The organism is Sodalis ligni, assembly GCF_016865525.2.
Taxonomy (GTDB): Bacteria; Pseudomonadota; Gammaproteobacteria; order Enterobacterales; family Enterobacteriaceae; genus Acerihabitans; species Acerihabitans ligni.
On record NZ_CP075169.1, the window covers coordinates 789,539 to 803,659 of the forward strand.

Sequence of the window (14,121 nt, forward strand, 5' to 3'; positions counted from 1 at the left end):
TGTCTTTTTGACATAAATAGTGTCATAATCACATTCCTATGCCTTTATCCATTGAAACCTTAAGTCATCTCGCCATTGAGCTGCAATCGGGCATGTCCAGCCAAGACCGGTTTGCGCGGCTGATTACCGGCCTGCGGCGGCGGCTGGGCTGCGATGCCGTTGCGTTGCTAAGCTATGAGCAGCAGTTGTTCCGTCCGCTGGCCACCGCCGGGTTATCGCCGGATGTCTTGGGGCGGCGGTTTCGTTTGGCCGAGCATCCGCGCCTTGAAGCTATCGCCCGCGCCGGCGATGTGGTGCGTTTTCCGGCGGACAGCCAATTACCGGATCCCTACGACGGATTGATTCCCGGCCACCAGCAGTTCAAGGTACATGCCTGTATCGGCCTGCCGCTGTTTATCCACCAGACCCTGATCGGCGCGCTGACCCTGGACGGTATGGATCCCCATCAGCTCGATCATTTCAGCGATGAGGAATTGCGGCTGGTGGCGGCGCTCTCCTCGGTGGCCCTCAGCAATGCCCTGCTGGTGGAGCGGCTGGAGAAACAGGTCATAGCGCCGGTGAGCGCCGGCAGCGTATCGACGGCGGTTGGCGGCGACGAAATGATCGGGCTATCGGCGGTGATGCGACAGCTGAAAAAAGAGATCGGTATCGTCGCGAACTCGGATCTGAATGTGCTGATCACCGGAGAAACCGGCGTAGGTAAGGAACTGGTGGCCCGGGCTATCCATCAGGGGTCGCCCCGGGCGGCCAATGCCTTGATTTATCTGAACTGTGCGGCGTTGCCGGAATCGGTGGCGGAGAGCGAACTGTTCGGCCATGTAAAAGGCGCCTTTACCGGCGCCATTCACCATCGTATCGGAAAATTTGAGCTGGCGGATAACGGTACGCTGTTTTTAGATGAAATCGGCGAGCTCTCCCTGACGCTGCAGGCAAAACTGCTGCGCGTGCTGCAATATGGCGACCTGCAGCGGGTCGGGGATGACCAAAGCCTGCGGGTGAACGTCCGCGTACTGGCCGCCACCAATCGGGTGCTGAAAGATGCGGTGGTGGCCGGCGAGTTTCGCGCCGATCTGTTTCATCGCCTGAGCGTGTTTCCGATCCATGTGCCGCCGTTGCGGGAGCGGGAACAGGATATCGCCCTGCTGGCGGGATTTTTTTGCGAGCGCAGCCGGGAAAAGCTGGGGCTGGGCAGCCTGGTACTGGCCCCTGGCACGCTGGGATTGCTTACCGATAATCACTGGCCGGGCAATGTGCGGGAATTGGAGCATGCTATTTATCGCGCCACGGTATTGGCGCGTGCGGAACAAGGCGGGGGCGATATCCTGCTGCAGCCGCAGCATTTTGCCCTGGACGCGGCGCGTCCGGCGGCGGATAGCCGGCCTGATTCGCCGGAACGGGTGGAACTGGTCAGCCTGCGTCAGGGGACCGATAACTACCAGCGGCACTTGATCCGCCTGGCGTTGGAAAGCTGTGGAAACAATTGGTCGGCCTGCGCGCGCCAGCTGGCCATGGACCCGGGCAATTTGCATCGTCTGGCGAAGCGGCTGGGGATTAAATAAAAGGCCGCGGGATAATGAATGTGGGGTAGGCGTAAGGGTTGGATAGATTATATATTCAATATTTTTGAATGTCTTTATCATGCTTATCCGAGTTCATTATGTGAACGAAGCGCGTACCTTAACGGTTATGAAGCGCCCGGTGCGCCATACCATTAAGGAATAACCATGAGTGAATCCCGCATGCCCGCGCTGTTTCTCGGCCACGGCAGTCCGATGAACGTGCTGGAAGATAATCGTTATACCCAGGCTTGGGAACATCTGGGGCAAATCCTGCCGCGTCCCCGCGCCATTGTGGCGGTGTCCGCCCATTGGTATACCCGTGGAACCGCGGTTACCGCCATGGAAAATCCGCGCACCATTCATGATTTTGGCGGGTTTCCCCAGGCGCTGTTTGATATCCGTTATCCGGCCCCCGGTTCGCCGGCGCTGGCGAAAACGATCCAGGAAATCCTGTTGCCGGTTGAGGTGGCCGCCGATCAATCCTGGGGATTCGATCACGGCTCCTGGGGCGTGGTGAAAAAGATGTATCCCGCGGCGGATATTCCCATGGTGCAGTTGAGCATCGACGGGACAAAACCCGCCGAATATCATTACCGGCTGGGACGTGAACTTTCCGCGCTGCGTGACCAGGGGGTGATGATTATCGCCAGCGGCAATGTGGTGCATAATTTACGCATGGTAAACTGGCAGGGCGCGGCCGAGCCCTATCCCTGGGCAGAGTCATTCAATCAATTTGTTCGCGACAATATCGCCTGGCAAGGGGAGGGGCAGCACCCGCTGGTGGACTATATGCGCCATGAAGGGGCGGCGTTGTCAAATCCTACGCCGGATCATTATCTGCCGCTGTTGTATATTCTCGGCGCCTGGAACGGCAAAGAACCCATCTCGATACCGGTGGACGGCATCGAAATGGCCTCGCTGAGCATGCTGTCGGTCCAGGTGGGTTGATATCCCAGAAAAGGCCAGGATACAAGGCGCACCGATTACGGGCCACGCACCCGCACCCGGTCAGCCGAGTATGATGTGGGGATAAAACCGCGACAGATCCTGGGTTATCCGCTCTTTATCCTCGCGGATACCGATACCGCATGGCTGGTCGTTCACCAGCCAGCTGCCGATAACGGTGTAACTGTCGCCAAAAAGCGGCAGCGGGCAATATTGCTGGATAATGTAACCCTCTTCGCCATAGGGACCGTCCACCCGGGCGGTTTCCTGGCCGTTTTCAACGATGCGGATATTGGCCCCTTCCCGTGAAAACAGCGGTTTCGCCACATAGCTGGCCATGGGCGGCGGATTGTCTTCGCTGAAATAGGCCGGCAGCAGGTTGGGGTGGCCGGGAAACATTTCCCACAGCATGGGCAGCAGGGCTTTGTTGGACAGGATAGCCTTCCAGGCCGGCTCCAGCCAGCGCACCCCGGCATCCTCCAGCTTGGTGGAAAAGATCTCCTTGAGCATGAACTCCCAGGGATAGAGCTTGAACATATTGCCGATCACCTGGTTTTCGGTGTCGGTAAACTGTCCTTTTTCTCCCAGGCCGATCTCCTCGATAAACAGGAATTCATTGGCCAGTCCCGCTTCCAGCGCGCAATCCTGCAGGTATTGCACCGTACCGCGATCTTCATCGGTATCCCGGCAGCAGGCGAAATGCAGCGCCCCGAAGCCATGGCGCTCTTTCAGCTCGCGAAAGCGATCGATTAATTTTTCCTGCAGGCTGTTGTATTGATCGGCTCCGGCAGGCAATTGACCGGCCTTGATCTGATCTTCCAGCCAGATCCATTGGAAAAATGCCGATTCAAACAGGGAGGTGGGGGTATCGGCATTGTTTTCCAGCAGCTTGGGGGGTTGCCGGCCGTCATAGACCAGGTCGAGACGGGAATAGAGTGAGGGCTGGCCGCTGTGCCAGGCATTGCGGACAAATTGCCAGGTATGCTTCGGGATACGGAATTTGGCCATCAGCGCATCGCTGGCCACCACCTTTTCAACCACCTTCAGGCACATGCGGTGGATATCGGCGGTGGCGTCCTCAAGCTGGTCGATTTGCGCCAGCGTGAACTGATAATAGGCGTCTTCGCACCAATAAGGCTCACCGTACATGGTATGGAAATCAAAGCCATATTCGGCGGCTTTCTCACGCCAGTCCGGCCGTTCATACAGCGTTACTCGTTTCATCCGTCAGCCGCCCATACTGCGGCGCGGCACGGAGGAAGCGGCGGAACTGCGCTGCATCATGGTGTTCTGTCTGGCCACGGTTTCGCCGAAACCGCCGCGGGTCACGGTATTGGTGGCGGCGGGCTTGGGCGCCATGGCGCTTTTCGGCACATTCATGCTGCGGCCGCCGGTCGCCGGGCCGTAATTGCGGCCGCTGGCATCGACGAATTTGCCGTTGGCCGGGCTATTGGGCGCGCGGGAGGTGAACAAAGGCTGCTGGGAATAACCGCCGCCCATCATCCGGCCCATCATATAACCGGCCATCAGCGGCATCCAGAAGCTGCCGCTTTGCTGCGGTTCAGCCGCCGTGCCCGCCTGGGCCGGCGCCTGGGTGCACTGATTTTCGCCGAACTCCGCCACGCAATCGGCGCGGGAGGCGTATTTGGGGGCGGTTTTCTTGGCTTCCGCCATGGCATTCTTATAGGCGGTGGCGCACTGTTCGCTCATGGAGGGATTGGCGCGGGAACAGTCGTCGCTGTTTTGATAAAGCGTCACGTTTTCGTCGCTTTTTTCACAGCCGGCCAGAACGAATACCGCGCCTACCGCCAGCGCGGCCGGCGCCATTCGACAAACCCGCCAGCGCTTGCGAAAGCCGGCGTGGTTGATTTCTTTTGTCCGTTTCATTATTTTCCTGCTTTATTAATGTTTTAACTTACCCAGAGTTCCCCCTAAGGATAGGGGAAAAGCGTTTAAATAAGAAGCGTCGGCAACAACCATGAAACAACTTTACAAAGTTATACACAACGATGGGATCGGGGCGGGAGGATCAATGGGATCAAGCCAGGCGGGAACGGACCCGCCTGGATATGGCTTAGTGCTGGAACGGATTGCGTTTTTTCGCCGACGAGGATGCCGGTACGGTGGCGCTCACCGGAGTGGCGGACTGCCTGGCCGATTGGGCGGCATCGGACGGATTACTGCGGGGCGCCCGGGAGGTCTGGCCCGGGTTAACGCCTTCGGCATTGGCGTCCTGATTGGGATTCACCGGCGCCACGCTCTCGGGACTGGTGGCGATGGGTTGCCCAAGGGAGGCGTTCAGCGTACGGATATCATCCTCGTTGAGGGTGCCCAGGGCATTTTTAAGCGTCAGCTGGTTGATAACATAGTTATAGCGGGCGGTGGAAAGATTGCGTTTGGCGTCATACAGCGTGGTGGTGGCGTCCAGCACGTCGACAATGGTGCGGGTGCCAACTTCATAACCGGCTTCCGAGGCATCCAGAGAGCTTTGCGCCGAAATCACCGCCTGGCGATAAGCATCGATGCTGCTGATGGAGGCGGATATGTTATTAAAAGATGACCGCACGGTTTGCACCACACTGCGATGGGCGCTTTCCAACTGTTCGCTGGCGCTGACGAAGCTGTACTGCGCCTGTTTGACCTGCGAGGTCACCGCGCCGCCGGAATAGATAGGCACGCTCAGGCTAAGGCCGATGGCGTTCTGGCCGATATTGGTATTGTTATAATTGGCATTTCCGTTGGTCCGCGAACCGTTATAATCGGTATTGCTTAACGATGAACTGGCGGTCAGGGCTAACGTCGGATAATGGCCGGTTTCTTCCAAACGAATCTGTTCCCGCGCAACATCCTGCGACAAGCGGGCGCTTAGCAGGGTCAGGTTGCGCATTTCCGCTTCTTTCAACAGCGCGTTGATTGGCTGCGGCTGGGCGGCTTTAAAACGATCGATATTCAGCGACGCCAACTGCGGATAAAAGTTGCCGCTGATCTGGCGCAGGCTTTCCAATGCGTTATCCACCGTATTGCGGGCATTCACTTCGTCGGCCAACACGGTATCATAGTTGGAGCGGGCGTTTTGCACGTCGGTAATAGCCACCAGGCCGACGTTAAAGCGCTGTGTGGTCTGGTCCAGCTCCCGGTAAATCGATTGCTTTTGCGCTTCGGTATAAGAAAGTGCGTCGATGGCGCTTAATACGTTAAAATAGGCGGTAGCGGTATTAAGAATCAGCGTCTGCTGCTGGGTTTGGTAAGTCACATCCTGGACACCGGCGGTTTTTTCCTGCACCGTCAGCGCGCGCCATTTCGACATATCAAAAATGGTCTGGGTGAGCTGCAGCGAGCCGCTGGTCTCATTGGAATTGATATCCCTCTGATCGCGAAAGCCATTGTTATAGGTGTAGTCCACCCCGAGTCCAAGCTGTGGCAGCAGGGGGCTGCGGGCTTCGTTGATCTTTTCAAATGCTGCGTCGCGGTCAGCTGCCGATGCGCGAAGATCCGGATTGGATAGCCGTGCCTGCTGATACACTTGAAGCAGATTTTCTGCCTGACTTAAAGTACTGAATCCGCCGAGGCTCAGTCCAATAAGAAGGGGGAGCAGTTTCTTCATTTGCATTCCTTTTGATACAGCAAAATTGCTATGGTAGCGCTGTCGACAGATAAATATCGCCCGATTCTATCAGAGTCAGCGGAGTGTATGAGGTGGCTGAACGTGCCATCTTGTCTCTATATCACAAAATTTATCACAAACCTGCACTTTGCGGCACAGTGATTGCTTCAGCAACCACGAAATCGCCGATTATACAGACTAGGAGTCGTTAAAATGGCATTAACCGAACCTACACCCGTTACATTCGGTAAAGAAGATGTAGAAATTATTGCACGGGATAAACTTTACCAAGGTTTTTTTTCGTTGGAGCTGTATCGGTTCCGTCATCGCCTGTTTAACGGCGAAATGAGTGGAGAAGTCACCCGGGAAATTTTTGAGCGCGGCCACGCCGTGGTCCTGCTGCCTTATGATCCGATACGTGATGAAGTTGTATTATTGGAACAAATTCGCATTGCCTCTTATGATAGCAGTCCGACCCCCTGGCTGTTGGAGCTGGTAGCCGGTATGATCGAACCCGGAGAAACCCTCGAGCAGGTGGCTCGCCGGGAGTCGGTGGAGGAAGCGGGGCTTCAGGTCGGACGCTGCAAACGGATGCTAAGCTATTTGGCAAGCCCGGGCGGCACCAGCGAACGCCTGACCATTATGGCCGGGGAAGTTGATGCCGGGCTGGCAGAAGGTATCCATGGATTGGTGGAAGAAAACGAAGATATACGTCTTCACGTGGTGAGCCGCGAGCAGGCTTACCGCTGGGTGGAAGAGGGCGTTATCGATAACGCGGCCTCCGTCATTGCCCTGCAGTGGCTGGCCTTACACCATGAATCCTTACGAAAAGAGTGGACGGATTAATGACCAAGCGCTATACCCCTGATTTCCCGGAAATGATGCGCCTGTGCGAAACGAACTTCGCCCAGCTGCGCCGGCTATTGCCCCGCATTAATGAAGTAGGGGAAATGATAGCCTATCAGGTTAACGGCGCCAGTTATCGCCTGACCATTCTGGAAGCGACCCGTTACACCACCCTGGTGCAAATCATCCAGACCGAACCGCTGGTCAGTTTCTGGAGCCTGCCGTCCATGAGCGTCCGGCTGTATCACGACGCCATGGTTGCGGAAGTGTGTTCCAGTCAGCAGATCTATCGTTTCAAGGCACGGTATGATTACCCTAATAAAAAGTTACATCAACGTGACGAAAAACATCAAATCAACCAGTTCCTCGCGGATTGGCTACGCTATTGTTTAGCGTACGGGGCGATGGCAATTCCAGTGTGTTAGGCAGATTTCAATAACCAAGGATACCCTTTGGAAAGCCTGTTGAGACTTCCTGTGGCGAATGGGGCCATAATCAGGATTTTACAAATCACAGACACTCATCTGTTTGCCGGTGAGGATGAGGCGCTGCTTGGGGTGAACACCTATCGTAGCTATTGTGCGGTACTGGACGCGATAGAAGCGGAACAGCATCGTTATGATTTGGTGGTGGCCACCGGGGATCTGGCCCAGGATCATTCACTTGAAGCGTATCAGCTTTTCGCCAAGGGCATTTCGCGCCTGCCCGCTCCCTGCGTTTGGCTGCCGGGCAACCACGATTTCCAGCCGGCGATGGTTAAGGTGCTTGACGAGTGCGGCATTTCGCCGTCCAAGCATGTGCTTCTGGGTGACAATTGGCAGTTGATCCTGCTGGATAGCCAGGTGTTCGGCGTGCCTCACGGAGAACTGAGCGAATACCAGCTGGAATGGCTGGACAAAACCCTTCGGCTGCAGCCGGAGCGCCACACGCTGCTGCTGCTGCACCATCATCCTTCCGCTTCGGGATGCATCTGGCTGGATCAGCACAGCTTGCGCAATGCCCATATGCTGGCGGCGGTGCTGAATAATTTCCCGCGGGTTAAGACCTTATTGTGCGGTCATATCCATCAGGAACTGGATTTGGACTGGCAAGGCCGGCGCGTTCTGGCGTCACCCTCCACCTGCGTGCAGTTCAAACCCCATTGCACCAATTTCACCATCGATTCCGTCGGCCCGGGCTGGCGTTATCTCGATCTCTATCCGGACGGCAAGCTTGAAACCGAAGTCCACCGGTTATCGGGCGTGGAGTATTTGCCGGATACGGATTCGGAAGGCTATTAATGGCTGTTCTGCTCTATCTGCACGGTTTCAACAGTTCCCCTTTATCCTCCAAGGCGACTTCACTCATGGCCTGGCTGCGTCAGCACCATCCCTCCGTGAAAATGATCGTGCCGCAGCTGCCGATGTATCCCGCCGAGACCGCGGAATTGCTCGAAAGGCTGGTGCTGGAGAACGCCGGCGAACCGCTGGGACTGGTGGGGTCATCCCTCGGCGGCTATTACGCCACCTGGCTATCGCAAACCTTCAAGCTGCCCGCCGTGGTGGTTAACCCGGTGGTACGTCCCTATGAGCTGCTGACGGGATTTTTAGGCGTTAACGAGAATCCCTACACCGGTCAGCGTTATGTGCTAGAGTCTCGTCATATTTACGATTTGAAGTCCATGCAGGTGGAGAAGCCGGCATCGCCGGATCTTATCTGGCTACTGCAGCAAACGGGGGACGAGATCCTGGATTACCGCCAGGCGCAGGAGTACTACACTCATTGCCGTCAAACGGTGGAGTCAGGCGGGAATCATGCATTTATCGGGTTCGAACATTATTTCTCCCCCATCGTGGATTTCCTCGGGCTCGCCGCTGTCTGAATCCCCTGCGCATCGTCTTGTGCGAATTAACACTTTCCGAACCGGTGCCCTTTGCGGTAGGCTCTCCAACAATTTGTCACGATAGTCGATTAAACCATGACACAAGAAACCTATAATGCCGACGCGATAGAAGTGCTCAGCGGACTGGAGCCGGTGCGCCGCCGTCCCGGCATGTATACCGATACCACGCGCCCCAACCATTTGGGACAAGAGGTTGTCGATAACAGCGTCGATGAGGCGCTTGCCGGCCATGCCAAGCGCATTGAGGTGATTCTTTACGCCGATCAATCCCTGGAAGTGACCGATGACGGCCGCGGCATGCCCGTGGACATCCATACGGAAGAGGGCGTGCCGGCGGTGGAACTGATCATGTGCCGCCTGCACGCGGGCGGTAAGTTTTCCAACAAGAGCTATCAGTTTTCCGGCGGCTTGCACGGCGTCGGCATCTCGGTGGTGAATGCACTTTCCACCCGGGTGGATGTCACCGTTCGCCGCAACGGCAATATTTACGGCATCGCCTTCGAGAACGGCGATAAAGTAGAAGATCTGTCGATAAAAGGCACCTGCCCCAAACGCAATACCGGCACCAGCGTACATTTTTGGCCCGATCCGCAGTTCTTCGACAGCCCGCGCTTTTCCGCCTCGCGCCTGACCCATCTGCTGAAGGCGAAAGCGGTGCTCTGTCCCGGCGTTGAAATTGTGTTTATCGATCAGGTGAATAACACTGAGCAGAGCTGGTGCTATCAGTCCGGCCTTACCGATTATCTCAATCAGGCGATCAATGGCCTGATTACCCTGCCGGAAGCGCCGTTTGTCGGCAGCTTCGCCAGCGATACCGAAACGGTGGATTGGGCGCTGCTCTGGCTGCCGGAGGGCGGCGAGCTGTTGACCGAAAGTTATGTCAACCTGATCCCAACGCCCCAGGGCGGCACCCACGTTAACGGCCTGCGGCAGGGGCTGCTGGACGCTATGCGGGACTTCTGCGAATACCGCAATATCCTGCCCCGCGGCGTCAAGCTGTCGGCGGAAGATATTTGGGAGCGCTGCGCCTACGTGCTGTCGGTGAAAATGCAGGACCCGCAGTTCGCCGGCCAGACCAAGGAACGGCTCTCTTCCAGGCAGTGCGCCGCTTTTGTTTCCGGCGTGGTGAAAGATGCGTTCAGCCTGTGGCTGAATCAGAATATCCAAGTCGCCGAGCAGTTGGCGGAGCTGGCGATTTCCAGCGCCCAGCGGCGCCTGCGGGCGTCGAAAAAAGTGGTGCGCAAAAAGCTCACCAGCGGACCGGCCCTGCCGGGCAAATTGGCGGATTGCACCGCCCAGGACCTGGCCCGTACCGAACTGTTCCTAGTGGAAGGTGATTCGGCGGGCGGTTCGGCCAAACAGGCGCGGGATCGCGAATACCAGGCCATCATGCCGCTGAAGGGCAAAATCCTCAACACCTGGGAGGTCTCTTCCGACGAGGTGTTGGCGTCCCAGGAAGTGCATGATATTTCGGTGGCCATCGGTATCGATCCCGATAGCGATGATTTAAGCCAGTTGCGCTACGGCAAGATTTGTATCCTGGCGGATGCCGACTCGGACGGTCTGCATATCGCCACCCTGCTGTGCGCCTTGTTCGTGCGGCATTTTCGACCGGTAGTGAAAGGCGGCCATGTCTACGTCGCCATGCCGCCGCTCTATCGCATCGACCTTGGCAAAGAGGTCTATTACGCCTTGGACGAGAGCGAGAAAGCCGGCGTGCTCGAACAGCTCAAACGCAAAAAAGGTACGCCTAACGTGCAGCGTTTCAAAGGGCTGGGGGAAATGAATCCGCTGCAACTGCGGGAGACGACCCTCGATCCCAACACCCGCCGGCTGGTGCAACTGACCATTGATGATGAAGACGTGGAACAAACGCTGCTGATGATGGATATGCTGTTAGCGAAGAAACGCTCGGAAGACCGGCGCAACTGGCTGCAGGAAAAAGGCGACGAAGCTGAAATCGAAGTATGATAATTCCCTCGCGCTCCGCATTTGTCCGGAGCGCGGCCTGTCCTTTTTCGCCATCCGCCGGGCCGGGCCGGTATATAAAGCTGCCTGATTACGCGCTTGCGCTGCTTGCCTATAAAAATCATTCTGCCATATCGAGCCCATATCCTTTTGCCCGCGCGCTCCGAAACCCTCTGTGTACGCTGTTGCCGCCACATTAACCCGATGTTACTATTTCTGGCTGTAAAGACATACGGACGGTTACACGGCTATATTTCCCGGACTGAGAGACTGCGCTTCTGGAGAATGGATACTTATGATAGTGACTCAGCAATTAGCCGAGCTGGTGGCCGCATGCCATTGGATCGGCGCAAAGGGCTGGTGCCCGGCCACCGGCGGCAATATGTCGGTACGCCTGGACGGGCAAACCTGCCTTATCAGCGAGTCGGGCCAGGATAAAGGCTGCCTGGAGGCCGAACATTTTTTGCGGGTGGATATTCTGAGCCAGCGGGTGGACGACAACCGCAGACCGTCGGCGGAGACCGCACTGCATACGCTGATTTATCGCCGTGACCCGCTGGTAGGGGCGATATTGCATACCCATTCGGTGAATGCCACCGTACTCTCGCTCGCGCAAGCGGGTGATTCGCTGGTCCTGAACGGATATGAAATGCAAAAATCCCTCGCCGGCGTTCATAGTCATTTAACTCCGGTGACCGTCGCAATATTCGATAACGATCAGGATATCGCCGCCCTGGCGGAGCGGGTGGCGGCCCGCGATAAGCTTGAGGGACTGCGTCATGGTTTTCTGGTGCGCGGCCACGGCCTGTATTGCTGGGGACGGGATGTTAAAGAGGCCCGACGCCATTTGGAAGGGCTGGAGTTCCTGTTTCAATGCGCGTTGCAGCGTCGTTTGCTGGAGGCGAAATGATCAAGGCCGTCGTGACCGATATCGAAGGTACCACCAGCGATATCCGCTTTGTACATCAGGTCCTGTTCCCTTATGCCCGGGAGCGGCTGTCCGAATTCCTGCGCCGGCGCGAACATGAACCGGAAGTGGCCGCGGCTTTGTCGGAATTGCGCCATGAAATAGCCCGTCCCGGCGCCACCGTAGCCGATATGATTGCTGAATTGTTCAGTTTTATGGATGAGGATCGGAAATCCACCGCCCTGAAAATGATACAGGGCATGATTTGGCGTGAAGGCTACCTGAAAGGGGACTTCCAGGGCCATCTCTATCCCGACGTCGCTCCCCGGTTGGCTGAGTGGCGGCAACAGGGAATCTCCCTTTATGCCTACTCTTCCGGCTCGGTAGAAGCGCAGCAGCTGCTGTTTGGCTACAGCGAGTCGGGAGACTTGCGTCCGCTGTTCAACGGCTATTTCGACACCCGCATAGGGGCTAAACGACAAGCGGCATCCTATCGCAACATTGCCGCCCGCTTGCAGTGCCCGCCTAAGGAAATACTTTTTTTATCAGACATTATCCAAGAGCTTGATGCCGCGCGGGAGGCGGGCTGGCGTACCTGTCAGCTGATTCGGGACCCGGTGAAATGCCCGCCGCTGCATCCCCAGGCAACTCATTTTAACCAAATTGATTTACAGGAGCTGGCCTCATGAGCGCGTTAACCATTTTCACCGATTCCGATGCGAGCCGGCCCATTTGGCGAAGCCGTGACGCCGATGCCATCCGCGGGCAGCTGAATGCGGTCGGCGTCCGTTTCGAACGCTGGCGAGCCGACCGCGAACTGGGCGGCGATCCGCAGCCGGAGGAGGTCCTTGCCGCTTATCAACAGGCCATCCAACGGCTGGTGGCGGAGAAAGGCTATCAAACCTGGGACGTGATCAGCATGCGCGCAGATCACCCCCAACGGCAGGAGCTGCGCGCCAAATTCCTCTCTGAACATACCCATGGTGAAGATGAGGTGCGGTTTTTTGTCGAAGGCTCTGGTCTGTTTTGCCTGCACATCGCGGGGAAAATCCTGCAAATCTTGTGCGAAAAAAACGATTTGATCTCCGTGCCGGCGGGCACACCCCACTGGTTCGATATGGGTGCCGCGCCGCATTTCACCGCCATCAGACTGTTCGACAATCCCGAGGGCTGGGTAGCCCGCTTCACCGGCGATCCCATCGCCGATAACTACCCGCGGCTGGAACGCTAAGACCCGGCCCGCGATCGCCGATCGTGCAGCCAACGTGTTGAAGGCCCACTGTCAAGGTATGCGGGTTTTGAAAAAGCAATTATCTAACCAGCGGTCGCCGGAAAATCCCCGCGGCCACCTGCCCGGAGGTAATAACGCCGCTATCCAGCACCCAGGCGCTGATAAGTGATGCAGGAGTCACATCAAAGGCCGGATTATAAACCTCCGCGCCTTCCGGCGCCCAGCGGCAGCTGCCGAAACCGCCGCTTACGCCGGTAACTTCCCCCGCATCCCGCTGCTCGATAGGAATCGCACCCCCATCGGCGCACGCCGCGTCATGGGTGGTATGGGGCGCGGCGACATAAAACGGGACGCCATGGTAATGCGCCAGCACCGCCAGGCCATAGGTGCCGATTTTATTGGCCACATCGCCGTTGGCGGCGATGCGATCCGCCCCCGCCCAAACGGCGTCCACCTCGCCCCTGGCCATAAGCCCGGCGGCCATGGAATCGCACATCAGGGTATAGGGTATGGACAGTTCGCCCAGCTCCCAGGCGGTCAGGCGTCCGCCCTGCAGCAGCGGCCGGGTTTCACCCACCCACACCCGTTTCACTTTGCCCTGTCGATGCGCGCGGCGTATCACTCCCAGCGCGGTGCCGATACCGGCGGTAGCCAGCCCGCCGGTATTGCAATGGGTCAACAGGCGGCTGCCGGGACTCACCAGCGTCGCGCCATGGCCGGCGATAGCCTCGCACAGCGCCCGATCTTCCTCCACCAGCCGCAGCGCTTCCCGTCCCATGGCATCGCTATAATCCGCCGTTGCCAGCGCTTCGCCCATCCGCGCCAGGTTATTCATCAGATTCACGGCGGTGGGGCGCGCCGCCAGCAATTGCGCCAGCGCGGACAACAGCTCCGTGCGCGACATCCCTTGCTCCGCCAGCAGGCCCAGCAGCAGGCTGGCGGTCAAACCAATCAGCGGCGCGCCGCGTACCCGAAGGGCGCGGACATGATCAATAAGCTCATGCACAGTGGTGACCCGATACCAGTTTTTTTGCTGCGGCAGCGCCTGCTGATCCAATATCCACAAGCGGTTATCCAGCACCCGCAAACTGGTGGCGTTAATGTTCTGCATCAGTTGTTAAATCCTTTTAGGTTATTGCGCCAAAAAAGGTATTCTGCCAACATGACGTAAAGAAGTAT

Annotated in this window: 14 protein-coding genes; 10 read left to right on the forward strand and 4 right to left on the reverse strand. The window is 57.4% G+C overall.

Annotated features, from left to right (window positions below; genetic code table 11):
* The first annotated feature begins 38 nt into the window (after positions 1-38).
* Positions 39-1,559, forward strand: a complete 1,521-nt coding sequence (gene norR, locus GTU79_RS03680; protein ID WP_203522855.1) for a nitric oxide reductase transcriptional regulator NorR — start codon at positions 39-41, stop codon at positions 1,557-1,559.
* 165 nt (positions 1,560-1,724) lie between these two features.
* The gene (ygiD, locus tag GTU79_RS03685; protein WP_203522854.1) at positions 1,725-2,507 is read left to right on the forward strand and encodes a 4,5-DOPA-extradiol-dioxygenase; all 783 of its coding nucleotides are present in this window, start codon (positions 1,725-1,727) and stop codon (positions 2,505-2,507) included.
* Between the two features lie 60 nt (positions 2,508-2,567).
* On the opposite strand, the gene GTU79_RS03690 is transcribed toward ygiD, so the two are convergent.
* The 3 genes from GTU79_RS03690 to tolC all read right to left on the reverse strand — a co-directional run bounded on the left by GTU79_RS03690 (position 2,568) and on the right by tolC (position 6,108).
* The gene (locus GTU79_RS03690; RefSeq protein WP_132923474.1) at positions 2,568-3,728 is read right to left on the reverse strand and encodes a glutathionylspermidine synthase family protein; all 1,161 of its coding nucleotides are present in this window, start codon (positions 3,726-3,728) and stop codon (positions 2,568-2,570) included.
* Positions 3,729-3,731: 3 nt separating this feature from the next.
* Complete coding sequence (locus GTU79_RS03695; protein ID WP_203522853.1) at positions 3,732-4,391, reverse strand: DUF1190 family protein; 660 nt, start codon at positions 4,389-4,391, stop codon at positions 3,732-3,734.
* A gap of 187 nt (positions 4,392-4,578) precedes the next feature.
* Positions 4,579-6,108: an outer membrane channel protein TolC gene (gene tolC, locus GTU79_RS03700; RefSeq protein ID WP_132923472.1), complete on the reverse strand. Its 1,530-nt coding sequence runs from the start codon at positions 6,106-6,108 to the stop codon at positions 4,579-4,581.
* Between the two features lie 213 nt (positions 6,109-6,321).
* Here tolC and nudF point away from each other — a divergent pair, with 213 nt between their 5' ends.
* The 8 genes from nudF (at position 6,322) to GTU79_RS03740 (ending at position 12,942) form a co-directional block, all read left to right on the forward strand.
* Entirely contained in the window at positions 6,322-6,954 is a 633-nt protein-coding gene (gene nudF / locus GTU79_RS03705) for an ADP-ribose diphosphatase (protein WP_203522852.1), read from the forward strand.
* On the forward strand, positions 6,954-7,379 hold the full coding sequence (locus GTU79_RS03710; protein WP_203522851.1) for a DUF1249 family protein: 426 nt from the start codon (positions 6,954-6,956) through the stop codon (positions 7,377-7,379). Before nudF ends, GTU79_RS03710 begins: the two co-directional genes overlap by 1 nt.
* A 27-nt stretch (positions 7,380-7,406) precedes the next feature.
* On the forward strand, positions 7,407-8,234 hold the full coding sequence (gene cpdA / locus GTU79_RS03715; RefSeq protein ID WP_203522850.1) for a 3',5'-cyclic-AMP phosphodiesterase: 828 nt from the start codon (positions 7,407-7,409) through the stop codon (positions 8,232-8,234).
* The gene (gene yqiA / locus GTU79_RS03720; protein ID WP_132923470.1) at positions 8,234-8,815 is read left to right on the forward strand and encodes an esterase YqiA; all 582 of its coding nucleotides are present in this window, start codon (positions 8,234-8,236) and stop codon (positions 8,813-8,815) included. The genes cpdA and yqiA overlap by 1 nt, the downstream gene beginning before the upstream one ends.
* A gap of 96 nt (positions 8,816-8,911) precedes the next feature.
* Entirely contained in the window at positions 8,912-10,807 is a 1,896-nt protein-coding gene (gene parE / locus GTU79_RS03725; protein WP_132923469.1) for a DNA topoisomerase IV subunit B, read from the forward strand.
* 292 nt (positions 10,808-11,099) lie between these two features.
* The gene (locus tag GTU79_RS03730; protein WP_203522849.1) at positions 11,100-11,714 is read left to right on the forward strand and encodes a methylthioribulose 1-phosphate dehydratase; all 615 of its coding nucleotides are present in this window, start codon (positions 11,100-11,102) and stop codon (positions 11,712-11,714) included.
* Positions 11,711-12,400: an acireductone synthase gene (gene mtnC / locus GTU79_RS03735; RefSeq protein ID WP_132923467.1), complete on the forward strand. Its 690-nt coding sequence runs from the start codon at positions 11,711-11,713 to the stop codon at positions 12,398-12,400. Before GTU79_RS03730 ends, mtnC begins: the two co-directional genes overlap by 4 nt.
* On the forward strand, positions 12,397-12,942 hold the full coding sequence (locus GTU79_RS03740; RefSeq protein ID WP_203522848.1) for a 1,2-dihydroxy-3-keto-5-methylthiopentene dioxygenase: 546 nt from the start codon (positions 12,397-12,399) through the stop codon (positions 12,940-12,942). Before mtnC ends, GTU79_RS03740 begins: the two co-directional genes overlap by 4 nt.
* A gap of 79 nt (positions 12,943-13,021) precedes the next feature.
* Here GTU79_RS03740 and mtnA read toward each other — a convergent pair whose 3' ends face one another.
* On the reverse strand, positions 13,022-14,053 hold the full coding sequence (gene mtnA / locus GTU79_RS03745; RefSeq protein ID WP_203522847.1) for an S-methyl-5-thioribose-1-phosphate isomerase: 1,032 nt from the start codon (positions 14,051-14,053) through the stop codon (positions 13,022-13,024).
* Between the last annotated feature and the right edge of the window lie 68 nt (positions 14,054-14,121).